Annotated in this window: 28 protein-coding genes; 7 read left to right on the forward strand and 21 right to left on the reverse strand. The window is 61.9% G+C overall.

The genetic code is table 11. The features are described from left to right. Positions 1-6: 6 nt before the first annotated feature. Positions 7-1,434, reverse strand: a complete 1,428-nt coding sequence (locus BW989_RS11820) for a dihydrolipoyllysine-residue acetyltransferase (protein WP_076588546.1) — start codon at positions 1,432-1,434, stop codon at positions 7-9. Between the two features lie 249 nt (positions 1,435-1,683). On the opposite strand from BW989_RS11820, the gene BW989_RS11825 reads away from it, so the two are divergent. Next, positions 1,684-2,343, forward strand: a complete 660-nt coding sequence (locus BW989_RS11825) for an OmpW/AlkL family protein (protein ID WP_076588549.1) — start codon at positions 1,684-1,686, stop codon at positions 2,341-2,343. Positions 2,344-2,423: 80 nt separating this feature from the next. On the opposite strand, the gene BW989_RS11830 is transcribed toward BW989_RS11825, so the two are convergent. Both BW989_RS11830 and BW989_RS11835 read right to left on the reverse strand, forming a co-directional pair. Then, a complete protein-coding gene (locus BW989_RS11830) occupies positions 2,424-2,969 on the reverse strand; it encodes a hypothetical protein (protein ID WP_076588551.1) in 546 nt (181 codons plus the stop codon). 12 nt (positions 2,970-2,981) lie between these two features. Further along, entirely contained in the window at positions 2,982-3,851 is an 870-nt protein-coding gene (locus BW989_RS11835) for a DMT family transporter (protein WP_242651440.1), read from the reverse strand. Positions 3,852-3,944: 93 nt separating this feature from the next. Here BW989_RS11835 and BW989_RS11840 point away from each other — a divergent pair, with 93 nt between their 5' ends. Both BW989_RS11840 and BW989_RS11845 read left to right on the forward strand, forming a co-directional pair. Then, positions 3,945-4,427, forward strand: coding sequence for a YajQ family cyclic di-GMP-binding protein (locus BW989_RS11840; protein ID WP_076588553.1), 483 nt, complete (start codon positions 3,945-3,947; stop codon positions 4,425-4,427). Between the two features lie 3 nt (positions 4,428-4,430). Continuing rightward, a complete protein-coding gene (locus BW989_RS11845) occupies positions 4,431-4,985 on the forward strand; it encodes a DUF1415 domain-containing protein (RefSeq protein WP_076588555.1) in 555 nt (184 codons plus the stop codon). A 29-nt stretch (positions 4,986-5,014) separates the two neighbouring features. Here BW989_RS11845 and BW989_RS11850 read toward each other — a convergent pair whose 3' ends face one another. After that, the gene (locus BW989_RS11850; protein ID WP_207551653.1) at positions 5,015-5,164 is read right to left on the reverse strand and encodes a hypothetical protein; all 150 of its coding nucleotides are present in this window, start codon (positions 5,162-5,164) and stop codon (positions 5,015-5,017) included. Between BW989_RS11850 and BW989_RS11855 the strand changes: the two genes are divergently transcribed. Further along, positions 5,140-5,997, forward strand: a complete 858-nt coding sequence (locus BW989_RS11855) for a LysR family transcriptional regulator (protein WP_076588558.1) — start codon at positions 5,140-5,142, stop codon at positions 5,995-5,997. The two genes, BW989_RS11850 and BW989_RS11855, sit on opposite strands and share 25 nt — an antisense overlap. Before the next feature lie 240 nt (positions 5,998-6,237). On the opposite strand, the gene BW989_RS11860 is transcribed toward BW989_RS11855, so the two are convergent. The 4 genes from BW989_RS11860 to BW989_RS11875 are packed head-to-tail and all read right to left on the reverse strand — an operon-like array spanning position 6,238 to position 9,995. Continuing rightward, entirely contained in the window at positions 6,238-6,948 is a 711-nt protein-coding gene (locus tag BW989_RS11860; RefSeq protein ID WP_076588561.1) for a pseudouridine synthase, read from the reverse strand. Continuing rightward, on the reverse strand, positions 6,945-7,991 hold the full coding sequence (locus tag BW989_RS11865) for a class I SAM-dependent methyltransferase (RefSeq protein ID WP_076588563.1): 1,047 nt from the start codon (positions 7,989-7,991) through the stop codon (positions 6,945-6,947). Before BW989_RS11865 ends, BW989_RS11860 begins: the two co-directional genes overlap by 4 nt. A gap of 20 nt (positions 7,992-8,011) precedes the next feature. Continuing rightward, positions 8,012-8,788, reverse strand: coding sequence for a M23 family metallopeptidase (locus tag BW989_RS11870; protein WP_083688574.1), 777 nt, complete (start codon positions 8,786-8,788; stop codon positions 8,012-8,014). A 22-nt stretch (positions 8,789-8,810) separates the two neighbouring features. Next, on the reverse strand, positions 8,811-9,995 hold the full coding sequence (locus BW989_RS11875; protein ID WP_242651441.1) for a L,D-transpeptidase family protein: 1,185 nt from the start codon (positions 9,993-9,995) through the stop codon (positions 8,811-8,813). Between the two features lie 139 nt (positions 9,996-10,134). Here BW989_RS11875 and BW989_RS11880 point away from each other — a divergent pair, with 139 nt between their 5' ends. Next, positions 10,135-10,371 carry a DUF3297 family protein gene (locus BW989_RS11880; RefSeq protein ID WP_076588565.1) on the forward strand — a complete coding sequence of 79 codons (237 nt, stop codon included), beginning with the start codon at positions 10,135-10,137 and terminating at the stop codon, positions 10,369-10,371. A 62-nt stretch (positions 10,372-10,433) separates the two neighbouring features. Next, complete coding sequence (locus BW989_RS11885) at positions 10,434-10,871, forward strand: hypothetical protein (RefSeq protein ID WP_076588567.1); 438 nt, start codon at positions 10,434-10,436, stop codon at positions 10,869-10,871. A gap of 38 nt (positions 10,872-10,909) precedes the next feature. On the opposite strand, the gene xerC is transcribed toward BW989_RS11885, so the two are convergent. The 8 genes from xerC to BW989_RS11925 all read right to left on the reverse strand — a co-directional run bounded on the left by xerC (position 10,910) and on the right by BW989_RS11925 (position 19,889). Beyond that, positions 10,910-11,812, reverse strand: coding sequence for a tyrosine recombinase XerC (gene xerC / locus BW989_RS11890; protein WP_083688576.1), 903 nt, complete (start codon positions 11,810-11,812; stop codon positions 10,910-10,912). Between the two features lie 7 nt (positions 11,813-11,819). Next, entirely contained in the window at positions 11,820-12,509 is a 690-nt protein-coding gene (locus BW989_RS11895) for a DUF484 family protein (protein ID WP_076588570.1), read from the reverse strand. Then, on the reverse strand, positions 12,506-13,357 hold the full coding sequence (dapF, locus tag BW989_RS11900; RefSeq protein ID WP_076588571.1) for a diaminopimelate epimerase: 852 nt from the start codon (positions 13,355-13,357) through the stop codon (positions 12,506-12,508). Before dapF ends, BW989_RS11895 begins: the two co-directional genes overlap by 4 nt. A 7-nt stretch (positions 13,358-13,364) precedes the next feature. Continuing rightward, positions 13,365-13,571 carry an LPS translocon maturation chaperone LptM gene (gene lptM, locus BW989_RS11905; protein ID WP_076588573.1) on the reverse strand — a complete coding sequence of 69 codons (207 nt, stop codon included), beginning with the start codon at positions 13,569-13,571 and terminating at the stop codon, positions 13,365-13,367. Positions 13,572-13,624: 53 nt separating this feature from the next. Further along, positions 13,625-14,002, reverse strand: a complete 378-nt coding sequence (locus BW989_RS11910) for a YbaN family protein (RefSeq protein WP_076588574.1) — start codon at positions 14,000-14,002, stop codon at positions 13,625-13,627. 87 nt (positions 14,003-14,089) lie between these two features. After that, entirely contained in the window at positions 14,090-16,225 is a 2,136-nt protein-coding gene (locus BW989_RS11915) for a S9 family peptidase (protein WP_076588575.1), read from the reverse strand. 97 nt (positions 16,226-16,322) lie between these two features. Continuing rightward, positions 16,323-18,464, reverse strand: a complete 2,142-nt coding sequence (locus BW989_RS11920; protein WP_076588577.1) for a prolyl oligopeptidase family serine peptidase — start codon at positions 18,462-18,464, stop codon at positions 16,323-16,325. Positions 18,465-18,923: 459 nt separating this feature from the next. Further along, positions 18,924-19,889 (reverse strand): helix-turn-helix transcriptional regulator, encoded by a 966-nt coding sequence (locus BW989_RS11925; protein WP_076588579.1) that lies wholly within the window; start codon positions 19,887-19,889, stop codon positions 18,924-18,926. A gap of 179 nt (positions 19,890-20,068) precedes the next feature. Here BW989_RS11925 and BW989_RS11930 point away from each other — a divergent pair, with 179 nt between their 5' ends. Further along, on the forward strand, positions 20,069-20,794 hold the full coding sequence (locus BW989_RS11930; protein ID WP_076588581.1) for a DUF481 domain-containing protein: 726 nt from the start codon (positions 20,069-20,071) through the stop codon (positions 20,792-20,794). An 89-nt stretch (positions 20,795-20,883) separates the two neighbouring features. Here the strand turns inward: BW989_RS11930 and hemC are convergent, their stop codons facing one another. From hemC to BW989_RS11955, 5 genes are read right to left on the reverse strand one after another with little or no spacing between them, the layout of a single operon-like run. After that, positions 20,884-21,792, reverse strand: coding sequence for a hydroxymethylbilane synthase (gene hemC / locus BW989_RS11935; RefSeq protein WP_076588616.1), 909 nt, complete (start codon positions 21,790-21,792; stop codon positions 20,884-20,886). 33 nt (positions 21,793-21,825) lie between these two features. Further along, positions 21,826-22,548, reverse strand: a complete 723-nt coding sequence (locus tag BW989_RS11940; RefSeq protein ID WP_076588583.1) for a LytR/AlgR family response regulator transcription factor — start codon at positions 22,546-22,548, stop codon at positions 21,826-21,828. A gap of 60 nt (positions 22,549-22,608) precedes the next feature. After that, complete coding sequence (locus tag BW989_RS11945; RefSeq protein WP_083688580.1) at positions 22,609-23,277, reverse strand: alpha/beta hydrolase; 669 nt, start codon at positions 23,275-23,277, stop codon at positions 22,609-22,611. A 48-nt stretch (positions 23,278-23,325) separates the two neighbouring features. Further along, on the reverse strand, positions 23,326-24,048 hold the full coding sequence (locus tag BW989_RS11950; RefSeq protein WP_242651442.1) for a M15 family metallopeptidase: 723 nt from the start codon (positions 24,046-24,048) through the stop codon (positions 23,326-23,328). A 39-nt stretch (positions 24,049-24,087) separates the two neighbouring features. Next, positions 24,088-24,552 carry a hypothetical protein gene (locus tag BW989_RS11955; protein WP_165688606.1) on the reverse strand — a complete coding sequence of 155 codons (465 nt, stop codon included), beginning with the start codon at positions 24,550-24,552 and terminating at the stop codon, positions 24,088-24,090. Positions 24,553-24,992 lie beyond the last annotated feature (440 nt).

Below are 24,992 nucleotides of genomic sequence, written 5' to 3' on the forward strand. Positions count from 1 at the left end.
TCGCGCTCAGAGCAACACCCGGCGCATGTCAGCGAGCAACTGTGCCAACGTGGCAGTGAAGCGCGCGGCGGCGGCACCATCGATCACGCGGTGATCGTAGGACAGTGACAGCGGCAGCATCAGGCGCGGGGCGAATTCCTTGCCGTCCCAGACCGGTTGCATCGACGACTTCGATACGCCGAGGATCGCGACCTCCGGCGCATTGACGATTGGCGTGAACGCCGTGCCGCCGATACCGCCGAGCGAACTGATGCTGAAACAGCCGCCCTGCATGTCGGGCGGGCCGAGCTTGCCTTCGCGCGCCTTCTTCGCGAGTGCGGAAGATTCTTGCGCGATCTCGATGACGCCCTTCTTGTCGCAATCGCGAACCACCGGTACAACCAGGCCATTCGGCGTGTCGGCGGCAAAGCCGATATGGAAGTACTTCTTCAGCGTCAGGTTGTCACCGGACGCATCCAGCGAGGCATTGAAGTCCGGGTATTGCTTGAGCAGCGTGACCGAGGCCTTCATCAGGAAGGCGAGCATGGTCAGCTTGATGCCCGCCCTCTCGTTCTCTTTGTTGAGCTGGACGCGCAGTGCTTCCAGGTCGGTGATGTCGGCACTGTCGAACTGGGTGACGTGCGGGATCATTGCCCAGTTGCGCGCGAGGTTGGCGCCGGAAATCTTCTTGATGCGAGGCAGCGGCTTGACCTCGACCTCGCCAAACTTGGCGAAGTCGACCTTCGGCCACGGCAACAGATCCAATCCGCCGCCCGAGCCGCCCGCACTCGTCGGGCGCACGCCACCGGCCAGCGCGCCCTTGACGAACTTCTGCACGTCCTCGCGGGTGATGCGGCCCTTGTCGGCGCTGCCGGTGATCTGCGTCAGGTCCACGCCCAGCTCGCGTGCGTACAGGCGCACCGCGGGGCTGGCGTAGGGCACCTTGTCCGGCAACACGGCATCGGCCTCGAAGCGCACCGGCGGCAGGCCCGCGCCCATCGCGTTGGCCGCAGGCGTCACCGTCGTCTTGACCTGCTGCATCACTTCATCGACCGCCTGACGCGCGTCGGCGGATTCGATGGATTCTTGAGTCAAACGATCGGGCTCGGCGGCGACATCGACCGGCTCGACCTTTGCACCGGTTTCGCTGCTGGGGCTGATGGCGGATGCGGCTTCGGGCTCGGCGCGCGAGGGCGTCTGCGTTGCATCATCCCCAGACACCTCGATCAGCGCGACCAAGCTGCCTTCAGACATCGCGTCGCCCAGTTTCACTTTCAGCTCTTTCACCGTGCCAGCGAAGGGCGAAGGCACCTCCATCGTGGCCTTGTCGGACTCCAACGTGATCAGGCCCTGGTCCTTGGACACCGTGTCGCCGGGTTTGACCAGCAACTCGATCACCGGGACATCGGCGTCACCACCAATATCGGGGACGCGTGCTTCTTTGAGTTCCGCCATGACCGCTCCGCTGGATGTCTGGATGTGTTCGGGACCTATTGTGGCCGCATCCGAGGCGCTCAAACAAATACACGGGGGCGAATGTTGCCGACGCCATTATTTTAATCCGGCTGAAATTATCGGACGGACATGGTCTTGCCTGAACCCTGCCCGGCTCCAACACCATACGCCCAGCGAATGTTCATGCCGATCTCGATAGGGTGCGCCTGCCCGCTACACGGGCATCTAGAACTAGAAAGGAGATCCCCCATGAAATTTCATACTTTGAGTCTCGCCATTGCTGCTGCCTTTGCCTTGTCCGCCCCGACTGCGTTCGCGCAGGATGCGGATGCCTCCACCACCTCGATGGAGACCACAGCCACGAGCGATACCGGCGCGCACAAGCGCATCTCGGTTGTCGCTGGCTACGGCATCCTCAAGCCCAAGAGCGACGCCTTCGGTGACGATCCGAAGCGCGGCCTGAAGGGCGGCGGCCTGCCCACGGCCTCGGTCGCCTACCACGTGACCGACAACATCGCGGTCGAAGCCTGGGGCGCGCTGGACAAGTCTGAGCACAAGGTCGTCGGTAGCGGCATCGGTGGTCAGGTCGAGGCACAGCCCTACGGCATCAGTGGCCAGTACCACTTCGGCCAGCCCGGTCAGGCGATCCGTCCGTATGTTGGCCTGGGCTATTACCAAGCCAACATCAGCGAAGAAAAGGATCTCAATGGCCAGCACTTCGGCATGAGCTCGCCAAAGGGTGCCATGGGCACCGTGGGCGCCGACTTCAACATCAACGACCGCTGGTTCACCCGCGCCGAAGCCCGCTACATGGACGGCAAATCGGACGTGACCCGCGCCGGCCAGAAGGTGGGCGAAGCCCAGCTGGACCCGTGGATGGTGGGCGTCGGTGTTGGTGCGCGTTTCTGATCAGCTTGTCTGATCAGCACGCCCGACTACGCTAGATCCGCTGCATAAGAAACGGGCCTCAGGGCCCGTTTCTTTTTGGCTCAACGCGGCAGTAAGCGACGCAACATAGAGCGCAAACCCCAGCACCAGGCGAAGTAGTGCCCCAGCAGCAAACCGCCGAGTGCGAACAGGCTATCAGGGCGCAGGAACCATGCCTCTTCGCGCTGGATCGGGTGGAGCTGGAATCCGTGCTCGTAGAGTTGCCAAAACCCCAGCAGGATGCGGCTGGCGACCAGCAACGTCATCCCCAGGACCAGGACAGCATTGGGCGTGATGAAAACGCTGCCCGCCTCTACTTCACGGTGACTGATCAAAAGATTGAGGATGCCAAGCGCGATGCCGACCGCGAAACCCATCGCAGCCATGACGAGCGCATCCGGTAGCCAACGCGTGGCCATCCAGCCGCTCAAGAAGAAGGCTGCCACCGATATCAGCATCAACCACGCATTGGCCGAATTGGCCCAGGCCACGACTCGGCGGCGCTTGCGACCGAAGCGATAGCGCTGGATCAGCGATATCGGCAACAGCACGGCCCAGAGCCCGAGGATGGCGAGTACAAGCATCGGCAGCAAAAGCAGTAACGGCATCTGATCAACAGCTCACGGCGGCTCGGTCACATCATGCACGCACTCGCGACGGATCAGGTACAGGCCGCTAGCCACGATGATTGCGGCGCCGAGCCATGTGACGGCATCGGGCAGCACGCCCCACAGCGCCAGGTCGATGCCGAGTGACCACAGCAGCGCGGTGTATTCGAGTGGCGCGATCTTGGAGGCCTCGCCCAAGCGGAAGGCTTCGGTCAGCAAAACTTGGCCGCAGGCGCCGAACGCCCCCAGCATCAGCACTGTGGCCCAGTCGGCTGACCGGATCGGCAGCCACGACGACCATGCCAAGGCAGCAGCACCAAAGCCCAATAGCACCAGCATCCATACCACCATCGATTGGGTGGTGTCGCTGCGCGTCAGTACACGCACGGTGATTGCACTGGCCGCCCAGCAGAACGTGGCGAGTAACACAGATAAGCCTGCCAAAGAGAACACATCGCCGCCCGGGCGCAGAATGACCAACACGCCGAACATCCCCACCCCGATCGCCGCCCAACGTCGCGGGCCGACTTTTTCACCGAGCAGTGGCACGGCGAGCGCGGTGACCAATAGCGGGGCAATGAAAGTGATCGCATACGTGCTCGACAACGGCAGGCGCGCAAGGCCGTAAACAAAGCCCACGATCATCGCGATCGCCAGCACGCCACGCAGCAGGTGCAGTCCCCAACGCACTGGCCTTATCGACGCCAGCCCCTTGGTCGACATCACCCAGACCAGCACGAACGGCAACGAGGCGAAGCCGCGCAGCGCACTGACCTGCAATGGCGGGTAATGCGCCGCAAGCAGTTTCATCGATGTGTCCATACCGGCGAATGCCGCGACGGCCATCAACATCAACCAGGTCGCACGTGTCGAGGGGGCCATCACATCGATGCAGGAGTCGGTGAGACAGGCTATCACCTGGGATGCAGGCAGCGTGGTCTATCCTGCACACCCCGAACACTACTGACTCCTGACATGCCTTCCTTCGACATCATTTCCGAAGTAGATACGCACGAACTCACCAACGCCGTGGACCAGGCCAACCGCGAGCTGGGCACGCGCTTCGACTTCAAAGGTGTCGATGCCGCCTACGCCTTGGAAGACGCCGTCATTTCTCTGCACGCGCCAAGTGAGTTCCAATTGCAGCAGATGCGCGACATCCTGGATGCACGCTTGATCGCGCGAAAGATCGATCCGCGTGCGACCGAAGCGGGCGATGTCGAAACCAATCTCGCTGGCGCGCGGCAGAAGATCACCGTCAAGCAAGGCATCGGGCGTGACTTGGCGAAGAAGATCCAGGGCGAGATCAAGACCGCCAAACTGAAAGTGGATAGCCAGATCAATGGCGAAAAATTGCGCGTCACCGGCAAAAAGCGCGACGACCTGCAAGCGACCATGGCACTACTGCGCGGCAAGGAGTTCGAACTGCCGCTCCAGTTCGACAATTTCCGCGACTGAGTGATGAACGCGCCGCTGGAGCACGAAGCGATCGAAGCCGATATCCGTCGCTGGCTGGAGCGCGCGGTGATCGGGCAGAACCTGTGCCCGTTTGCCAAGGCTGTCTATGTGCGTGATCAGGTGCGGATCAAAGTATCCGATGCCGGCAACATCGACGACCTGCGCGAGGAACTGGGCGAAGAGATGCTGCTGCTGCGCGATACGCCCGCCGAGGAGATCGACACTACGCTGATCGTGCTACCCAGCGTACTGGGCGATTTCTTCGACTACAACGATTTCCTTGATGATGCGGATGCGCTGTTGGCGGCGCTGGAGCTGGAGGGCGTACTGCAAGTCGCCAGCTTTCATCCCGAGTACCAGTTCGCCGGCACCGAGTTCGACGATGCCGGCAACAACACCAACCGCGCGCCCTACCCCGTGCTGCATTTGTTGCGCGAGGAAAGCCTCGACCGCGCGGTCGCGGCCTACCCAGAGCCGGACACGATCATCGAGCGCAACATCAAGACGATGGACGCGCTCGGCAACGACGGGTACCGAAAGCTGTTGTCAGCAGACTGACCAGACGCCCTTGTAGCGGGCGCCTGGTTTCAAGCCATTCGGTCCCAGGCTTCTGCCTGCTCGCGGCGAACCATCTCTTCTGCCACCGCCGGACGCACCGTGCGATACGGCGGGTGTTCGGCCTCGATCACCTCGATGATCGCCTCGATCATCTCTGCCGGGTCGTGCTGGCGACTCAACTCGCGCTGCGGCGCGCCTAGGCATTTCGCAATCGGCGCTGAGCCAGGTGATCCGTGGGCTAGAGGAGCGACTAGGCCTACGACTGTTCGCGCGCACCACCCGCAGCGTGTCGCCAACCCCGGCCGGCGAACGGCTCCTGGCGCTGATCGGTCCGTCGATGGGTCAGATCGAGTCCGGCCTGGAGCAGATCACCGCATTGCGGGACAAGCCCGCCGGGACGATCCGCCTGACCGCGGACGAATACGCGGTGCATAGCGTGCTGCAACCGGCAATCGCCCGCTTCCTGCCAGAGTACCCGGACATCCGTATCGAATTGACCATCGATTACGGTCTCAGCGACATCGTCAGCGGGCGCTTCGATGCCGGTGTTCGTCGCGGCGGCCTGGTGGCGAAGGACATGATCGCGGTGAAGATCAGCGGTCCACATCCGATGGCTGTCGTCGGCGCGCCCGCTTATTTTGCAAGGCGGCCGCCGCCCAAGCACCCGCAGGATCTCATCGAGCATTCTTGCATCAACCTGCGATTGCCCACGCACGGCGAGCACTTTGCGTGGTTGTTTTCCAAAGCAGGAAAGGAGCAACGCGTGAAAGTGGAAGGTCCACTGGTGACCAACAGCATCGCTTCCGTGCGCGATGCAGCGCTGGCAGGACTTGGCTTGGCTTATCTGCCGCAGGCGTACTTCCGTGACGCGCTGGCGTCAGGAGACCTCATCGAGGTTCTCGGCAGCGTGCGCAAGACGTTCGAGCCTTACCACCTCTACTACCTAAGCCGCCGTCACCCCTCGCCCGCGTTTTCACTGCTGCTGGATGCCTTGCGCCTCAAGGGACAGTGAGCACTCCAGGTCGCTTGCAGCCAAAAAGCAGAGTCCCAGCGATTCCACACCGACCCGCGAACCACATTAAAAAGCTGATCGCCCCCCTCAAAGAGATTGGGCCCCTCCCTTCGCTCAAATCGCCTTTTTGTTTGCCACATCACCAGATCAGCGAAGAACGTCTTGCCCAGCGACGCTACACCCGAGCACCCATGATCGATCCACTCAAGCATTCACTCAGGCATTCACCCAGGCACGCATTCAAGCAAACAACTTCACCCGATCAACATCCCCCAACAATCGCCACTCACCTTCCGGCAGATCGCCTAGGGTCAAACCACCCACGCGCTCGCGATGCAACGATTCCACGTGGTTGCCCACGGCGGCGAACATCCGGCGCACCTGGTGGTAGCGGCCTTCGTGCAAGGTGAGGCGGGCGCGACGCGGGCCGAGTACATCGAGCTCTGCGGGCAGCAAAGGGGTGGTCTCGCTTTCCAGCATCAATGTGCCACTGGCGAAGGTAGCGACCTCGTTGCCGCGCAGATCATTCGCCAACTCCGCGATATAGACCTTCGGCAGTTTCGATTTCGGCGAGATGATCTTGTGCAGCAATTGGCCATCATCGGTGAACAACAGCAGGCCCGAGGTATCGCGATCCAAACGCCCTACCGGTGATACCACCGGCGAACGCAAACGGAAGCGCTTGGGTAACAAGTCGTAGACCAGCTTGCCTTGGTCCTTGGTAGAACAGGTCACGCCCGCCGGCTTGTTGAGCATCAGCAGCAGGCCGGGCGCAGGGTCCAGTGCTTCGCCATCGATGCGGATGTCCTCGTGCGGGCGCACGTCATCGCCATAGAGCAGTTCGCCTGCAGCATCAGTGACGCGTTCTTCGCCCAACAGGCCAAGCACTTCGCGGCGGCTGCCGTAGCCCAGGTTGGCGAGGTAACGCAGCAACTTGACCTTCCCGCTCATCGCTTCACTCCGCGTGCCTCGAACACTTTGTAGCCCTTTGCACTCACCACCACGCGCACATCAACGAAGCGCTCGGCGAGTAGTGCTTCGTAAGGCAGGTGCGCATTAGCGACCAGCCAGAACGTGCCGCGTGGCGCGAGTGCCTCTGCAGCCACCTGCAGGAAGCGCTTGCCGATCTCGGGCTGCGATGCCTTGCCGGTGTCGTGGAACGGCGGGTTGCTGACGATGACATCGTATTTTCGGCCGACGGGCAGCCCGGCAGTCACGTCATGCCAATGAAAGTGGATGTCGCATCGGTCAGCATGCGCGGCCAGGTTTTGTCGTGCGAGTTCCAGCGCGCGCGCATCGGCCTCGAGGGCATCGAGCGTGGTGATGCCGGGATTGTGCGTGAGCAAGGCATCGGAGAGAAACCCCCAGCCTGCACCCAAATCAGCGGCGGCACCTCTCACATTCGATGGCAGATGTTCCGCCAACAATTCGGAGCCGACATCCACCCGATTCCACGCAAACACGCCGGGACGACTGACGAAACGTCCCTCCAGGATGGAACGCGGCGCATCGGCTTTCCGCCACTGCGCCCATACGTCGGCATCGATGCGCGCGTCATCGCGCTTGGCCCAGAACACGCGGCAGTGGAATTTACTCAAGGTGCCATCCAGCGCGCCGGCCAATTTTTTGAAATCGCCTTCGATTGCCTTCGCACCTTCGTCGTTGGCGACGCTGGCCACGACGACACCGCCCGGTTCGCAACTGTCGAACGCCTGCGCGATCAGCGCGCGTGCTTCCTCACGCTGGCGTGGCGGCAAGAGCCACACCTGATCAAACGTGCGCGACGGCAAGTCCGATGCGACATCAAACCCTGCTCGCTGGAGCGCATCGTCCCATGGCTTGAAGGGCTGCACGCAAGTTAGTGCGTCTCGCTGTCCGCGCGCATGCAGGCCCGCGCCTTCGCGCGCGCGCAGGAACAAGGTGTCAGGCGCAGCAGTCAGCAGGCCTTGGTTGAGTGGCAACAGAAGCGCATCAAGCGCGGCATCGGACGTCATGCCGCGATTTTACGCAGCCCTCAGCGCCCGGTGAGCAACGGGTATGGATTGATGGCGGTGTAATCCCACCACTTTTTCTCCGCCGTCAGCGCGCCGACGGCGAAATGCAGATGCGGACCATCGGGGTTGGCGTTGCCGGTGCTGCCCACAAAGCCGATCACCTCGCCCTGCTTGATCGTCTTGCCTTCGACCACGCCCGGGGCGTAACCCTGCAGGTGCGCGTAGTAGTAGACGAAGCGTTCGCCCGGATCGTACTGATACAAGGTAATGCCGCCCGCCTTGCTCTCGAACAACTTGGCCACCTTGCCATCGGCCGCGGCGATCACCGGCGTGCCGTGCGGGGCCATGATGTCGATCGCGTCATGCACGCGATTGTCGCCACGCGCCTGGGTAAAGGTATCGATGAGTTGGGTGGCTTGCGTGCCCTGCACCGGGATGACCAGCGTGCCAGGACGCGCGGTCGGTGCAGCGGGTGCAGGCGCGGCCAACGCGCCCATCGGCGGTTCGCTGCCATGCGGGTCGACGATGATGCGTGCCGGGGGCTCGGTGGATGAGGGCGACTGCGCCGGCGTGGCATTGGGGGCCGGCAAGGTGGCCGCAGGCGCAGACTGCGTGGAAGCCACACGCGCGGCTTCGCGCTGCATCCAGTAATACACGCCGTTGGCGCCGATCAACAGGCCCGCCAGGAACAGCAGGAATTGACGGAACAGGCCAGCCCCGCGCTTTTCGATCACGCGGCGCTCGATGACCTTGGGTGGCACCTCGGTGGCGGGCGTCGTGTTGTTTTCTTCGCTCATGGGTTGGCTCGCTGGGTTTGGATCAGGGGATCAGCGTGACGGGCGTGCCGCGGCTGACGGCCACGGACACCTGCAACACCGACCAGTTGGTCATGCGGATGCAGCCGTTCGAATGGGTCTTGCTGATGCTGCCGGGTTCCGGCGTGCCGTGGATGCCGTAATGCGGCTTCGACAATCCCATCCACATGACACCGACAGGGCTGTTGGGGCCCGGCGGCAGGGTGGCCTTGGGACCGGGCTTGGCACCCTTGAACAGCTTGGGGTTGTAGTTGTAATGCGGATCCTTGGCCACGCTGCGCAGCTCCCACTCACCGATCGGCAACGGATCACGCTCGCTGCCGGTGGTCACCGGGAACTGCGCGTAGACCTTGCCCTCGGGGTTGATCAGCATCAGGAGCTTGGCGGCTTCGGACACCACGATTCGCGTGGCCTGCGGCAGGCGCTGGATGTCGCGGACGTTCGGCACGATGATCTCGGTGCCCGCCACGCTGAGATCCTTGCCCGGGTTGAGGTCTTGCAAGGCTTGCGGGCGGATGTGGAACTTCTCGCCCAGCGATTCACCGATGTTGCTGTAGGAGAGCGCCGGCAGCTTGGCCTTGCCGTACATGCTGCCCGGCATCGGGCGGAACGGGCCTTTCACGTCGCCTTCGGTGAGGGTGTACTTGACCAAGGCCGGGCCGCGCTTCTCGAGCGCTTCCCACGTCGCCGCGTCCAATCGCCCCGTCACCGGCAAACCGGCGATGCGCTGGAAGCCGCCGATCGCGCGGATGGTATTGGTGCCGCTTCGACCATCCACTTCACCCGGCGACATCCAGCTGCGATCCAAGAGGATTTGCGCGCGCAAGAGGCCAACAAAGCCGGTGCGGTCGCTGCGCAAATCAGGTGCGATCGGGCCCACCGGCGGTGGCAGCGGTTCGGCCGGCGGTGACGGCGGCAGGTCCGCGCGCTCGGGCAGCATCTCTTCATCCTGCACCGGCACTTGGGCATCGGTCGGCGGCAGTGTCTGATCCTGCGGCGGCACCTCGGTCGGGGGCGGCGTCTCTTGCGGTTCGTCGGCCGGCGTCGGCGGCGCAGGAGGCGGCAGTTGCGTCGACTGGATCCTCGGGGGCGGCAGCGGTTCTGATTGCTGTTGTTGCTGCGCCTGCAAAGGCAGGGCCACCATCAGGGTGAGTGCAGTCGCGGTGAACAGAATGGATGAACGGGGCACGGGGGATCCTCGATGAATGCGTCATGTTCGCGGGCCAGTCGCCGCGATGATGTGAAATCATGCCAGAGGCTCCCTGTTTACCCATGAAACGGCCACAAGGCTTATCCTTGGGGTTCAGCCCCAAATTCACGCTCAAGACATGTCCGAAACCCCACCAGACCGCCTCTGCAACGATCCACGCAGCAAATTTTACGATGAAGCCCTGCTGGAACGCGGCATCGGCATCCGTTTCAACGGCGAAGAACGCAACAACGTCGAAGAATATTGCGTCAGCGAAGGCTGGGTGCGCGTGGCCATGGGCCGTGCGCTGGACCGCCGCGGCCAGCCGATCACGATGAAGGTCAAGGGCACCGTCGAGCCTTATTTCCGTACCTGAGCCATCGGCTCGTCCATCGGGCGCCATCCAACCCACACCAACCCGCACGAGAAGGAGTTCACATGCGTCGTTTGATGTTTCCCGCCGCCATCGCTGCTTGCATGCTGGCTGCACCCGCCGTCCAGGCCAAGGACATCCACTGCAACTTGAAATACAACATGGAAGGCGGCGGTGCGTTCTACAAGCGCTCGACCGGCGATGGCGTGATCACCTGCGACAACGGCCAATCGATGAAAGTCTCGATCGAGTCGAAGGGCGGCGGCCTGACCTTTGGCAGCTCGAAGATCGTCGATGGCATCGGCAAGTTCTCGCCCGTGCTGGACATCAAGGATCTGATTGGCGGCTATGCCACTGCCGAGGCCAACGCCGGCGGCGGTTCGGCCAGCAAGGCACAGGTCGTCACCAAGGGCTCGATCTCGCTCGCCCTGACCGGCAAGGGCACCGGCCGCACCATCGGGGTGTCGTTCGGCAGCTTCATCATCAAGGAAGCCGGCAAGTAATCGTCAGCTGACGACATGATGCACCGACAAGGCGACGCCTAATCCGCGTCGCCTTTTTCACGTTTGCGCTTTGCGCGGGGGTGCGCGCCGTCATACACCTTGGCGAGGTGCTGGAAATCCAGATGCGTGTAGATCTGGGTCGTGCCTATGTCGGCATGGCCCAGTAACTCCTGCACACCCCGCAGGTCACCCGAAGATTCCAGCACATGGGTGGCGAAGCTGTGCCTCAGCAAATGGGGATGCACGCGCTTGAAGATGCCTTGCCGCTGCGCCAGTTGACGCAATCGCAACTGCACGGCCCGCGGGGTGATGGACTTTTCTCCACCACGCCCCGGAAATACATGCACAACGTTTTTCCCGCCCGACTCCTTGCGCCATGCGGCGAGCGCCGCACATGCGTGCGAGCCGACCGGGACGATACGCTGCTTGCCGCCTTTGCCCAGCACGTGCACCAAGCCTTCGGCCAAATCCAGGTCATGCCAACGCAGCCCGCACAATTCGGACAAACGCAGGCCAGAGGAATAGAACAGCTCCAGAATCGCGCGATCGCGCACGCCCAACGGCGCATCGGTGGGCAACTCGACCAGCTGCACGGCTTCATCGACATCCAACACTTGCGGCAATTTTCGCGCAGCTTTCGGCGCGCGCACGACCCCGGCCGGGTTGGCATCGATACGTGCGTGTTTGAGCAGCCAACCGTAGAAACCTCGACAAGCGGAGAGACGACGCTGCAGGCTTTTCGGCGTCAAACCCCGGCGATGCTCGGCGGCGATGAAGGCGCGCAAGCGCTCGCCGTCCAGCAACGCGACATCATCCACGCCTACGCCACTGGCCCAGTGCACCAGGGCTTCAAGGTCACGCCGATATGCATCCAACGTGTTCGCCGACATTCGTCGCTCCACCCGCAGGTGATCGAGGAACTCGGCGACGTAGCGGCTCATCGCAGGATCACTTCTCCTCGCCGTGATCGCGGAAACGCGTCATCGCAGCGGCGAAGGATTCCCCCATCATCCGTAGGAACAAGGTGCCCATACCCGGGAAGAAGCGGTTCGGATCATGGCTGCCTATCGCAACCAGACCTACGCCCGGCAGCGACAGCAACGCGCTCGACTGCACTTCCTCGGCGCGCGGGCCGTAGAGCAGCGCGTTCTTGTCAGGATTCAAGCGGCCGCACAAAGGTTCGGCATCGGTCAGTGCATCGCGGAACGGGTCGAGCGAACGATCATTTTCCGGAATGACGCGAAACCAATCGCTCCACTCCAGGCCATCGATGACGTGGAACATCACCACGCGCACCAAGTCGCCTTGGAAGTCTTCAGTGAGCGATGCAGCCATCGAGCGCACGGTGTCGCCGGCACTCTCCTGATTCATCAACGCCAAGGTGAGCTGATGCGTGCGCACGGCCAAGCGCTCGTTTTCCTGCGCATTACCGAACAATTCTTGCAGGCGGCGATTCAGCTCGCGATTCTTGTCGCGCAACACTTCCAGCTGATAGCTGGCTAGCGACGCCGCCGGGCCATCGTCCCGCGGGACGACCAAGGTCAGGCCAAGGTCCGGGAACTGTTTCAGGAAATTGGGATGTCGGCGCAGCCAAGCCGCGACTTCGTGTGCACCCAATTTTTCTTCGTTGTCATTCATGCGTGTGTTTTCCCCAGGATGGCGCCATCCAGCGCGCCGTCGAATACGAAAGTGGCCGGGCCAGTCATGTCGATGCCGGCATCATCGCGCGGCCATTCGATCAACAAATCCCCACCCGGCAATGACACGATGGCACGCCGGTCGATGTCGCCACGTCTCATCAGAATGGCAGCCGCAGCGCAAGCGCCACTGCCACAGGCAAGCGTCTCGCCTGCGCCGCGTTCGAACACGCGCAGGCGAATATGGTCGCGTGACAGCACTTGCGCAAAGCCCACATTCACCGAGTCCGGAAAAGCCTCGCTCGCCTGCAACGCCGGACCGATGTGGCTGACAGGTGCTGTATCGATATCCTCGACCATCACCAGTGCATGCGGATTACCCATCGATGTCGCACCAAAGGTGATGCGTTCACCGCCGATATCGAGTGCATAGACATCTGCTGCATCAGCAAACCCGTTCATTGGCAGTTGCGACGGCTCAAAACGCGGCTGGCCCATGCCGATGCGCCACTGATCGGTGTCTACGCGTTCGGCCCGGTGAAGGCCAGCAGGCGATTCCAGCACAAAATTCGCCTCATCAATAGCGTCTTCCCGTGCCAGCCAGGCCGCGACACAACGCGCCCCATTGCCACACTGCCCTGCGCGGCTGCCATCGCTATTCCAGATGGCGTAACGCGCGTGAGCGCTCATGTCGCGCGGCGCTTCGATGGTCAGTATCTGATCGCAGCCCACGCCGCGATGGCGGTCACCCAGCAATTGCCATAGCAGTGGCGCGGGTGCGACCTGGCCACCACGCAGGTCGAGCACGACGAAGTCATTGCCCGCGCCATGCATTTTGGTGAAACGCATCGCTTGCTCAGCGCGGCGTGCCGTCGCCGTCGTCGCTTGACGAGGCAGGCACTGCTTCTGACGGCACGCTGTCGACCGGCTCGGCGGGCGCTGGCAATGGGTCCTGCGCCGACACCGGGACGGGCTTTTGCGGCAGAACCAAAGGACCTTTGTTGCCGCAAGCGGCCAGCACGAGGAGACAGGTGGCGATGAAAACAAGACGGGGCATCTTCATGCCGCGATGGTAACGCGCCCAGCCTGGATCCGGGAGGCCGCGGCAGATCGGGTTCAGGCGGAGGCCGGTGGTTCTGGCCGATGCCAAAGCCACGTGCCCACGATCGCCATCACCACGATGCCCGGCAAAGCCATCCAACGATTGGGCATGAGCAGCAACATCAGCACACCCGACAGCAGCATCATCGCCACCGCCATGCGTTTCGCGCGTCGACTCACCGCGCCGTGCGCCTGCCAGTCGCGGATCATCGGGCCGAATCGTCGATGGGCGAGCAGCCACGCATGCAGGCGATCGGACCCGCGCGCAGCAGCAAACGCCGACAGCAGCACGAACGGCACCGTAGGCAAGCCCGGCAGGAAGATGCCGATGAAGCCTAGGCCGAGGCTGGCATAGGCGAGCAACCACCAGCCAATGCGAGTCAATTTGCGCATCCGCGCACGATACCGAAGACGACATCGAAAACAACGAAGGCCGGGTTTGCCCCCGGCCTTCGCATCACGTATACAAACTTGCCGACATTACGGCGTCTCTTTCACACCCAGCTGGTCGAGCATGAAGGAGTACATCTCGGCCTGCTCACGATAGCGACGGAAACGACCGGATTTGCCGCCGTGACCGGCTTCCATATTGGTGCGGAACACGATCGGGTAGTCGCTGGTGTTGAGATCGCGCAAGCGCGCGACGTACTTGGCCGGCTCCCAATACTGCACCTGCGAATCCCATAGCCCGGTACCGACAAACATCGCCGGATAGGCCTTCTTTTCCAGATTGTCATAGGGCGAATAGCTCAGCATGTAGGCATAGCTTTCCTTGCTGGCTTCCGGATTGCCCCATTCGTCGTATTCGTTGGTGGTCAGTGGGATGCTGGCATCGAGCATTGTCGTCACCACGTCCACGAACGGCACCTGCGAGAGGATGACGCGGTAATCCTGGGGCGCGATGTTGCTGACAGCACCCATCAACAACCCACCCGCGCTGCCACCCATGGCGGCCACGCGATCCTTGGCGGCGTATTGGTTGTCGACCAGCCAGCGGGTGACGTCGACGAAGTCGGTGAAGGTGTTCTTTTTGTTGAACATCTTGCCGTCTTCATACCAGCCGCGGCCCATTTCCTGGCCGCCACGGATGTGCGCCAAGGCATAGATCATGCCGCGATCAAGCAGGCTGACCGTGCCGATGCTGAAGCCCGGATCCATCGATGCGCCATAGCTGCCGTAGCCGTACTGCAGCAACGCGCCCTTGCCGTCACGCTTGAAATCCTTGCGATAGACCAGCGAGACCGGGATCTTGGTCTTGCCGTCCCGTGCCGGCACCCACACGCGCTCGGTGGTGTACTTCGACGGATCGTAGCCCGGCACCGGCTGTTGCTTGAGCTGGCGACGCTCACCCGTCTTGACGTTGAGCTCATACGTCGTCGCCGGCGTGGCCAGCGAGGTGTAGCTATAGCGCAGCCAGTCCGAATCGCCTTCCGGATTGGCCGACAGGCCCATCGAATACGCGGTCTCGTCCGCCTTGACGTACTCGGAACTGCCATCCTGCTTGAGGATGCGCACGCGCTCCAAACCGCCGGAACGCTCGCTCACCGCAGTGAAGTCGTTGAACAGCTCATAGCCTTCGATGAAGATGTCCGGGTCGTGGGCCACCAGATCGCGCCAATCCTTGCGCGAGGTGCTCCCGGTCGGCGCGGTGACCAACTTGAAGTTGGTGGCGCCATCGGCATTGGTGCGGATCACCCAGCGACCGTTGTAGTGCTCGGCGTCGTATTCGACATCGCGCTGGCGCGGCGAGAGCACGGCGAATGCGCCCGGATTCGCAGCCGGGGTGCATCGCATTTCATCGGAGACTGTGCTGCTGACGCTGATGCAGATGAATTCGTCATCGCGCGTGCGGCCGATGCCCATGTAGAAGCTGTCGTCTTTCTCTTCGTACACCAACACATCGTCTTTGCTAGCACTGCCGAGCGTGTGACGCTTCACCTTGGTGGTGAGCAAGGTTTTGGGGTCATTTTCGACATAGAACAAGGTTTTGCCGTCATCGGCCCAGACCGCGTTGCCGCTGGTGCCGGTGATGATGTCGGCCAACGCTTCGCCGGTTTCCAGGTTCTTGATACGGAGGGTGTACTGGCGACGGCCATTGGTGTCGTCAGCCCAGACCATCAACTTATTGTCCTGACTGATCGCAACCGGATTGGCGGCGTAGTAGTCGTGACCCTTGGCCAGCACGTTGACATCAAGCAAGATTTCTTCGCTTGCAAAGTCACCCGCCTCGTTGGCCTTCTGGATGCCGATCGCATCAACACCCGCGCCATCCTTGCGACGTGCGTGAACCGGGTAGTCCTTGCCCTTCTCGAAACGAGAGTAGTACCAATAGCCGCGGTCACGGTACGGCACGGAGCTATCGTCCTGCTTGATACGCGCGACGACCTCGTCGTAGATCTTGTCCTCGAGCGGCTTGAGCGGTGCCATCAAGGCATCGACATACGCGTTCTCGGCCTTGAGGTAACCAAGCATCTCGGCGTTCTCGCGCTTGTCATCGCGCAACCAGTAGTACTCGTCCTGGCGTTCAGCACCGTGCGGCGCCTTGACGACATGTGGCTTCTTGGCGACATCGGGCGGGGTGGGGTTTTGCTGGGCTTGTGCGGTGGTGATCGTCATGGCGAGCGCGAGCGCTATTGCGTAGGGATTGGGATTCATATGCGGGCTCCGGGGGGATAATGCAAACGCCCCGCACGGGCGGGGCGTCGGTGCAACATCATTTATTCAACTCGTTCCACAGGAAGGTGTAGGCCAGTGCGGTCATGTGCGCACGCTGCGCATTGTTGGCTGCGCCGCCATGGCCGCCTTCGATGTTCTCGTAATAGAGGACATCCTTACCGGCCGCTTCCATCTTCGCCATCATCTTGCGGGCATGCCCCGGATGCACGCGGTCATCGCGCGTGGAGGTGGTGAAGAGCGTCGGCGGATAGGTCTTGGCCGGGTCGAACAGGTGATAGGGCGAGAACTTCTGGATGAAGGCCCACTCTTCCGGCTTGTCCGGGTTGCCGTACTCGGCCATCCACGAAGCACCTGCCAACAAGTGGTTGTAGCGCTTCATGTCGAGTAGCGGCACCTGCACCACGACAGCACCGAACAGCTCCGGATACTGGGTCAGCATGTTGCCGGTGAGCAGTCCGCCATTGCTGCCGCCCTGGATGCCGAGACGCTTGGGCGAGGTGATCTTGCGTGCGATGAGATCCTGCGCAACGGCGGCGAAATCCTCATAGGCCTTGTGGCGATTCTGCTTGAGCGCCGCACGGTGCCAACGCGGACCGTATTCGCCACCGCCGCGGATGTTGGCGACGACATAGACGCCACCCTTTTCCAGCCAGCCCTTGCCGATGCCGCCGGAATAGCCCGGGGTCAGCGAGATTTCGAAACCGCCGTAGCCGTAGAGCAGGGTCGGGTTCTGCCCGTCCAGCTTCAGATCCTTCTTGTGGACGATGAAGTAAGGCACCTTGGTGCCGTCCTTGCTGGTGGCGAAGTGCTGCTCGACGATCTGGTTCGAGGCATCGAAGAAGGTCGGCATGGTCTTCAAGACCTCCGGCTTCTTCCCGATCTCGGCTAGCGACAAGGTGGTCGGCGTGGTGTAACCCGATACCGTCATCCACAACGCATCGGATTCATCGGTGTCGACCGCGCCGACGCCAATGGTGCCGATCGCCGGCGCACCGACGAATTCACTACGCTTCCAACCGTCCTTGCCGGGGGTCAGCACGCTGAGCTTGTTCTTGACGTCTTCCAGCACGTTCAAGACAACATGGCTCTTGGTCCAGGTAGCACCCGCCAGCGACGTGCGCTCAGTCGGTTCGAACAGCACGGTCAAATCGCGCTTGCCGGCCATCCAGTCGTCGAAGTTGGCGACGAGGTAAGAGCCGCCCTTGTAGGTCTTGCCGCCGACGGTCCAGTCCTCGCGCGGCTGCAGGCTGAGCCATTGACGATGCACGCCCTTCTCCACGGAATTGGGCACGTCGACCTTCGTCAGCTTGCCGTCCTTGCCGCGCAAGTAGAGCTCGTCGTTGTAGAAGGCAATGGTGTTATTGACGAAGTCACGCTCAAAGCCCGGCGTGTCGTCGTGCACCGCCGCGATGTACATGTCGGTCGGCTTGCCCTCGTAGACAACTTCCGCCGCCGACAACGGCGTGCCGCGCTTCCACAGCTTGGCCACGCGCGGGTAGCCGGAGGTGGTCATCGTGCCATCGCCGAAATCGGTGTAAACGAAGACGTTGTCCTGATCAATCCAGCTCACGCCGCCCTTGGCCTCGGGACGGAAATAGCCATCCTTCACCCACTCTCGCGTGGAGATATCGAATTCACGCGTCACGTCGGCATCGGCGCCGCCACGCGAAAGCGCGATCAGGCAGCGGGTGTAGGCCGGACGCAGGCACTGCGCGCCGTGCCAGACCCAGTTCTCGTTCTCGGCCTTGTTGAGCGCATCGATATCGAGGACCGTTTCCCACTTCGGGCTGGCCTTGCGATATTCGGCGAGCGTCGTGCGACGCCAGATGCCGCGCGGATTGGCCTTGTCCTGCCAGAAGTTGTAGAACCACTCACCCTGCTTGTAGACGCCGGGAATCTTGGCGTCCGAATCGAGGATCGACAAGATTTCGGCTTCGAGCTTCTTGAATTCGGGAGTCGAGGCGAGCTCGCCTTCGGATTTGGCGTTGCGTTCGCGCACCCACGCCAGCTGTTTGTCACCGCCGACATCTTCCAGCCACTGGTGGGCATCGGTGTCGGTGGCGGCGGGCATAGCGACAGATTCCTTGTTCTGCAGGGGGGCGGCGGCAGCTTGGCCTGCGCAGACAGTCAACAGCGCGGTAGCGCCGGCGAGCTGGGCGGCGTGGAGCAGCTTGGACATAGAAGAATTCCATACGGCTTGGGTCGATTCAGCACGCTAGCACAGCCCCGCAGGCCAACCCCGGGCCGGAAGTCATGCCCGGGCGTGTGGCCGACGGATGGCCATCGTCGTCGACCGGGAACTCCTACGGCCCCGCGCAGATGAATGGACGATGCGGCGACGGTCTCGTGCAGCGGCTACAACTGCAACCGACATCGCCCCGCCCCTGCTCAGGCAACGCCAGCCGAGCCATGCTGACAAGGGCAGACCTACCAACCACAGCGGCAACCAGCCAAACGTCGCGGTATTCAGTTGTGCGAATGGCACAAGTAAGGAAAACGATGCACCAGCCAGCAAGGCCTGCAACAACCAGCGGTCGATGACGGCGTGCGAAGACGACGAAGTGTGCATGGCGACGCTCCTAGTGTGTGGAACGTCAGGTTGCGGCGGCCCGGTCGCACAGGCTGCGACTTCCAATAATCAATCGTAATTGGAGCGGGCCAGATCCAGCAAAGTGCGGGCCTGCGCGCGCAGGGACGACGGCTCGACGATCTCCGCGTCCGCACCGTAATGCAGCACGTCCATCAACAGCTCGCGGCCCGCGCTATACGGCACTTTCAGCTCATAGCGCCCATCTGGCAAAAAGCGACCTTGCTGCTTGGAGTGCCAACGCTCGTCGGCCACCCATCTCGCCGCCTTGGCGCTGAACAAGATCGTGGCCCAACCTTTTGGCTCGCCGGAAAAAATTCCGTAACTGCCCGCCAGATGATGGTCGAGGTCGGCTTCGGCAACATCCGTCGCAGCTTCCTTCAGCAATTGCGCCCCACTCATGCGGTCAACCGAGAAACTGCGCAACGCCTCGCGGTCGTGATCCCAGGCATCCAGATACCAGTTATCGCGGTAATGGGTGATGCGTTGCGGCGAAACATTGCGCCGGGTTTTTTCATCGGTCGAACGTGCGCGATATTCAAACGACAATCGACGACGCTCCAGTACGCCCGAGGCGACGGTACGGAAACTCGCCTCATCCAATTTGCGGGTGCGATGCGGAATGACCCGAACGCGCTCGACCGGCCAGCGCTCACCGCCGGCCTGCTCCGCCAACAAGGCCTCGACGCGCTGCTGCAACGGTGCCATCGCCGATGACAGGACCCCGCCACCCGTGCGCGAAAGCAATTGCTGTGCGGCGAGCAAGGCATGCAACTCTTCCGAACTCAGCCACAGCCCAGGTAGCTCAAAGCGGTCGGACTCATGCGGGTCGTAGCGGAAACCCGCTTCACCATCGCCCACAATCGGTGCCATCAAACCATCGCGCAGAAAAGCGAGATCACGGTAGACCGTCGCCCGCGAGCAACCCAGCTCTTCCTGCAGGCGTTTGACGTTGATGGGATAGCGCGCCGCTTTCAGGGTGCGATGCAGCGCGGTGATGCGTTCGTAGCGGTCCATATGGCGATTATGCGTGATCGCTGAGACACCGCTGAACCCAGTGCACCGACCCCTGTGATATGTGAGATGCATCACAACTGAATAACGAAATATTCACTAATTGCCCATTCAGGAATGCGAAGTCAGGATGCGCCCACCCCAGACGGGGCCGTATTCATCTTTCTTCCCAGAGAACCCACATGAAACTTCGCATTCTCGCGCTGGCCACCGCCGCGCTGCTGGCCGCACCGGCCATCGCCTCCGCCCAAGACAGCAGCACCGACGATCGTTGGAGCGGCACCGGCGAGCTGGGCCTGGCCATCAGCAAGGGCAATACCGACAGCCAGACCCTGGTTGGCAAGCTGGGTGCCAAGCGCACGCAGGGCCCGTGGACCTACGCCGCCGGCGCAGCCTTCCTGCAAGGCGAGTCGGATGATGTTGAAAGCGCCTACCGTTATGAAGCCTTCGGTAGCGCTGCACGCGACCTCAGCGCCAAGAGCTATATCGTCGGCGGCCTGCGCACCGAGCGCGACCACTACGCCAGCTACGAGTACCAGAGCGTTGCCTCGGCCAGCTACGGCTTCCGTGCCATCGATAGCGAAACCACCAAGCTGACTTTCGAAGTCGGTGCTGGCTACCGCTGGTCCAAGCTGCAAGACCTGCGCGTTCATGAGAACGGCGTGATCGGCCGCGGCATGATGGATTTCAAGCACCAGTTCAACGAAAACGTCGCGTTCTATGACAACCTGTTGATCGAAAGCGGCAAGGACAACACCTTCGCCCGCAACGACATCGGTGTGCTGGTCAAGATGACTGATGCGCTGGCGCTGAAGGCTGGCGTCGAAACCCGCCACAACACCGACGTGTTGCCGGGCATCAAGAAGACCGACACGCTCACCACCGTGAACGTGGTCTACGGCTTCTAAGTTAGTCGCGAAACTCGGCTGCAAAAACGGCGCTCTTGGGCGCCGTTTTTTTCATCTCGATGTCAAACCTTTACGTGCCTGCGCATATCTCAGGCCATTAAATCGCGTGCGCCTTGTGCGATCAGCATCTCGGCCACAGCCTGTCCCAGCGCCTCAGCTGCATCGCGTGGGCCACTGACTTCGGCGCGCACTTGCTCTCCGGTCGATGCCGAGCCAACCAGACCCTGCAGATGCAACGAATTGCCATGCAGCGTTGCAAAGGCCGCAACCGGCACATGGCAACTGCCGTCCAACGCACGGTTCATAGCGCGCTCGGAGCTGACGCGGCAGCGGGTATCGGCATCATCCAACTCAGCGAGAAGCGCCTGCATCTCCGGCGCATCGTCGCGACATTCAATGGCGATTGCGCCCTGCGCCGGTGCGGGCAGCCAGGCCGGCGCGTCCAGCCGCGCGCGAATGCGACCATCAAAACCGAGACGCTGCAGCCCCGCGCAAGCGAGCAGGATGGCGGCATATTCGCCCGCATCCAACTTACCCAGGCGCGAATTGACGTTGCCACGCAAGTCGTCGATGACCAGATCGTCGCGCAACGCACGCAGCTGCGCACGTCGGCGCAAAGATGATGTGCCAACACGCGCACCACTCGGTAGCGAAGCAATATCGGCATAGTCATTGCTGACAAAGGCATCCGCGGCATCGGCACGCTTGAGGATGGCTGGCATCATGAAGCCGGGCTCCAATGACATCGGCACGTCTTTGAGCGAATGCACGGCGCAGTCGGCATCGCCCCGCAGCATCGCCAATTCCAGCTCTTTCAGGAACAGGCCCTTGCCGCCGATGGCGGCCAGCGAGCGATCCAGCAACTCATCACCACGGGTGGACAGCGGTACCAGTTCGATGTCGAGGCCTGGATGACGTGCGCGCAGCAGGCCGGCAACATGTTCGGTCTGCCAGAGGGCGAGCGGGCTTTTTCGTGTGGCGATGCGGAGCGTTTGCATGTGGCCATTATCGCCCGAGCCCGGCATTCGCGTTCAAAGGTAGCGCATCGCCTCTCGCAGCTCGGTCAGGCAGCGCCGACTGACGTCCAGCGGCCGCTCGACGCCATGCAGAATGGCCTGCGCATGGCCATCAGCGTCACGACGAAGTTCTTTCAGCGCATCGCGTGCGACCAGACAATTGCGATGGATCCGCAGGAAACGATCACCGAATTCTTCTTCCAGTGATTTCAAGGATTCCTCGATCAAGTCTTCGCCATTCGCATGGTGGACAACGACGTACTTTTCTTCGGCTTGCAAATAACGAATATCGCTAACCGGGATCAGTCGCAAATGGCCGCCCAGCTTCGCGCACAACTGGGTGCGCGCCTGTTTATCGCCGCTCAGCACGGGCGCAAGTCCCAGCCGAAGGCGTGCGCGTCGCAATGCTTCTGCTAGACGCTCGGGCCGCACGGGCTTGACCAGGTAGTCGAGCGCAGCGGTTTCAAAAGCACTGAGCGCATGTGCATCGAAGGCCGTGCAAAACACCAACAGAGGCGGCGATGTTTGCTTGGCGAGTTGACGCGCCACTTCCAGCCCATCCATGCCAGGCATGCGGATATCCAACACGACCAAGTCCGGACGATGCGTATCGCAAACCAACAACGCGGCTTTGCCATCGCCCGCTTCGGCCACCACATCCACATCGGCCTCGCGCGACAACAGCCCGCGCAGGCGCGAACGCGCCAAAGGCTCGTCATCGACGATTACTACACGCATCGGATTACCGGCATGGCGGCCTCCCCATCACCTCGATGTTAGTGCGAAGCCGCCGTGGCGTCATGCCTGGCGGAAACGAGCGTCCATCCATGCGGACAGGTCGGCGATTTCTTCCGCGCTCACTTGGTGCTGCATCGGATACACACGCCAATCGACATCAAAGCCCATTGCCTGCATCTGTTGTGCGCCCAACTGGCCCGCGGCAATCGGCACCACCGGGTCGAACGTGCCATGCGCCATGAACAGCGGCGGCTTGGTTGAGGCCGCTGCTGGCGGCGTATCGGGCACCATCGGCAAGTACGTCGATAGGGCGATGAAGCCCGCCACCTGCAAGCCGATTGCCGCCGCCGCCAAGGTAACCGCGCCGCCCTGAGAGAAACCGGCCAACAAGATGCGCTCCGGCGGGATACCGCGCTCACCTTCACGGGTGATCAGAGCGTTCACGGTCGCCATCGATTCGCGCACGCCCACCACGTCCGCGCGATTGGTCAGGCTCATTTCACGAATGTCGTACCACGCACGCATCCGCATCCCGCCGTTGATCGTCACCGGACGTACTGGCGCATGCGGAAACACGAAGCGCAGCACAGGCCAATCCGGACGCAGCAATTCAGGCGCGATGGGTACGAAATCATTGCCGTCGGCACCAAGGCCATGCAGCCAGATCACGCTCCACTCGGGCGTGGGGCCGGTTTCTTTCTCGACGGTCTCGGGCAGTGCAGTGCTCATTGCATCCTCCAGCAGGGACGACAGGATGCCATGGGCTTGCGGGCGAGACTATTCCAACGGTATGTCGAAGAAAGTATCGGGCGTCGGTTCCGGCTTGAAAGTGAAATGCCACCACTCCATCGGGTAGTTGGCAAAGCCGCGGCCCTGCATCGCGTCACGCAGCAGGTCGCGATTGGCACGCTGCGTTGCGGTCACATCCGCATTGTCGGTATTCGCGCGCGCGTCGAACAGATCGTAGGTCGTGCCCATGTCGAGGGTTACGCAGACATCGTTCGCATCACAACGAGACAGGGTCAGGTCAATCGTCGCACCACGGCTGTGGCCGGATCGTTCGGCGATATACCCGGGCACCAACGTGCTCTTCTCAAGCCGCGGATAGAACTCAGTCTTGGTACGCTGGTCATCCAGATCGTTCGCCCAGCGCATGAAGTGCGCGACCGCTCGCGCGGGGCGGTAGCAATCGTAGATGTGCAGTCGCAGACCCTGGCCGCGCACATCCATCGCCACCTTCGCCAGGGCTTCGGCAGCAGGGCGATGCAACCAGCAACGCGGCGCGTTGTAGCCATCTATGCGCGCGCCGACGAAGTTATGCGTTGTGGCGTAGCGGATGTCCAACTGGGCATCGGGGACGAAGCCTCGTACATCGACCAAGCCTGCTTGTCGTGCGGCGGCAGGCAGGAGCGCCGTCACATCGCGCGCCTGCATCGACGCGCAGGCACATACCAACGTGGCTACAAACAACATCGGCAAGACAAGCATGCGCGGCTTCATGCGGTACACCTTAGCAAAGCGCATGGGGCCGATGTTGCCTCAGCTGGCTTGCGCGATGGTCGGCAATGCGTCAGCTGCCTTGCCGAACAATACTGAAGACAACAGCCACATTGCAGTGAAAACCCCAAGAATAACGGCGACAATCGGCGCTTCCTTGAACAACGCCAACACCACCGTTGCGGCCTGCGCAAAGCCCGCGACCAGCATCGTCCTTGCCATGCCGCTTGGCTGCAGTCGCGACACCAACGTGCCGACCACTGCGATCGCCACAATGCCGAAAAAGATCAGGTTGACCGGGTTGTTTTCGTTACCCACGATCCCGACGGCCAAGTTGCTCCAGGTGATCAAGAAAGCCGTACCGGCAGCAAGTCCTGCGCCCAACATGTAATAACCATTGCGTGCCATCCGCAATGCCAACTCGAACGCCAGGCAAACCGCAGCCAACATCATGCCCATTACGAGGAAGTCGAAGGCCGTCCAATTCACTTCGTTCGTGAACCGCATGGCAATCAAAGGCAATGACAACAGCCCGGCCGCCCCACCCCACACTATCCAACGAAAGCCACGCCAAAATGGATTGTCGACAAGCTTGTTCTTGGTATTCATAACTGCCCCCTTTGCTTGAAGTGACGCCAGTCTGATCAACGTTGATGGCTCGTGGATGGGGGTTGTGTGAAGCCGGCAAGAAGTGTCACATCTTGAGCTCATCCGCGCATCCTTGTAAGGAATGCGTGCATCAATGGGATATCACGACACTTAGACAAAAAAGACTTACTTAATACATGAGCAAGGAGTCAGCGCGAAGCGCTGGCGCTTGTCGGTCAGTTGGGTTCGTCGTCGGAAGCGGACCGACGTCCCCCCGCTTTCAGTAGCGGGGCTGTTTAGAGTCCGGGGTTCATCGTAGCGGCTTTGGCTGCCAACTGTTTGGCGTAGGCAGCCGGTGT

Source organism: Solilutibacter tolerans, from assembly GCF_900155935.1.
GTDB lineage: Bacteria > Pseudomonadota > Gammaproteobacteria > Xanthomonadales > Xanthomonadaceae > Solilutibacter > Solilutibacter tolerans.

Coding starts and splice junctions, on each gene's coding strand:
- hemC (WP_076588616.1), bottom strand. CDS start 21,792: ATGCAAACGCTCCGCATCGCCACACGAAAAAGCCCGCTCGCCCTCTGG.
- BW989_RS11845 (WP_076588555.1), top strand. CDS start 4,431: ATGAACGCGCCGCTGGAGCACGAAGCGATCGAAGCCGATATCCGTCGC.
- BW989_RS11915 (WP_076588575.1), bottom strand. CDS start 16,225: ATGACGATCACCACCGCACAAGCCCAGCAAAACCCCACCCCGCCCGAT.
- BW989_RS11835 (WP_242651440.1), bottom strand. CDS start 3,851: ATGGCCCCCTCGACACGTGCGACCTGGTTGATGTTGATGGCCGTCGCG.
- BW989_RS11950 (WP_242651442.1), bottom strand. CDS start 24,048: ATGAAGCCGCGCATGCTTGTCTTGCCGATGTTGTTTGTAGCCACGTTG.
- BW989_RS11895 (WP_076588570.1), bottom strand. CDS start 12,509: ATGAATGACAACGAAGAAAAATTGGGTGCACACGAAGTCGCGGCTTGG.
- BW989_RS11930 (WP_076588581.1), top strand. CDS start 20,069: ATGAAACTTCGCATTCTCGCGCTGGCCACCGCCGCGCTGCTGGCCGCA.
- BW989_RS11860 (WP_076588561.1), bottom strand. CDS start 6,948: ATGAGCGGGAAGGTCAAGTTGCTGCGTTACCTCGCCAACCTGGGCTAC.
- dapF (WP_076588571.1), bottom strand. CDS start 13,357: ATGCGTTTCACCAAAATGCATGGCGCGGGCAATGACTTCGTCGTGCTC.
- BW989_RS11925 (WP_076588579.1), bottom strand. CDS start 19,889: ATGGACCGCTACGAACGCATCACCGCGCTGCATCGCACCCTGAAAGCG.
- BW989_RS11830 (WP_076588551.1), bottom strand. CDS start 2,969: ATGCCGTTACTGCTTTTGCTGCCGATGCTTGTACTCGCCATCCTCGGG.
- xerC (WP_083688576.1), bottom strand. CDS start 11,812: ATGAGCCGCTACGTCGCCGAGTTCCTCGATCACCTGCGGGTGGAGCGA.
- BW989_RS11840 (WP_076588553.1), top strand. CDS start 3,945: ATGCCTTCCTTCGACATCATTTCCGAAGTAGATACGCACGAACTCACC.
- BW989_RS11910 (WP_076588574.1), bottom strand. CDS start 14,002: ATGCGCAAATTGACTCGCATTGGCTGGTGGTTGCTCGCCTATGCCAGC.
- BW989_RS11920 (WP_076588577.1), bottom strand. CDS start 18,464: ATGTCCAAGCTGCTCCACGCCGCCCAGCTCGCCGGCGCTACCGCGCTG.
- BW989_RS11885 (WP_076588567.1), top strand. CDS start 10,434: ATGCGTCGTTTGATGTTTCCCGCCGCCATCGCTGCTTGCATGCTGGCT.
- BW989_RS11945 (WP_083688580.1), bottom strand. CDS start 23,277: ATGAGCACTGCACTGCCCGAGACCGTCGAGAAAGAAACCGGCCCCACG.
- BW989_RS11865 (WP_076588563.1), bottom strand. CDS start 7,991: ATGACGTCCGATGCCGCGCTTGATGCGCTTCTGTTGCCACTCAACCAA.
- BW989_RS11870 (WP_083688574.1), bottom strand. CDS start 8,788: ATGAGCGAAGAAAACAACACGACGCCCGCCACCGAGGTGCCACCCAAG.
- BW989_RS11880 (WP_076588565.1), top strand. CDS start 10,135: ATGTCCGAAACCCCACCAGACCGCCTCTGCAACGATCCACGCAGCAAA.
- BW989_RS11820 (WP_076588546.1), bottom strand. CDS start 1,434: ATGGCGGAACTCAAAGAAGCACGCGTCCCCGATATTGGTGGTGACGCC.
- BW989_RS11940 (WP_076588583.1), bottom strand. CDS start 22,548: ATGCGTGTAGTAATCGTCGATGACGAGCCTTTGGCGCGTTCGCGCCTG.
- BW989_RS11825 (WP_076588549.1), top strand. CDS start 1,684: ATGAAATTTCATACTTTGAGTCTCGCCATTGCTGCTGCCTTTGCCTTG.
- lptM (WP_076588573.1), bottom strand. CDS start 13,571: ATGAAGATGCCCCGTCTTGTTTTCATCGCCACCTGTCTCCTCGTGCTG.
- BW989_RS11955 (WP_165688606.1), bottom strand. CDS start 24,552: ATGCGGTTCACGAACGAAGTGAATTGGACGGCCTTCGACTTCCTCGTA.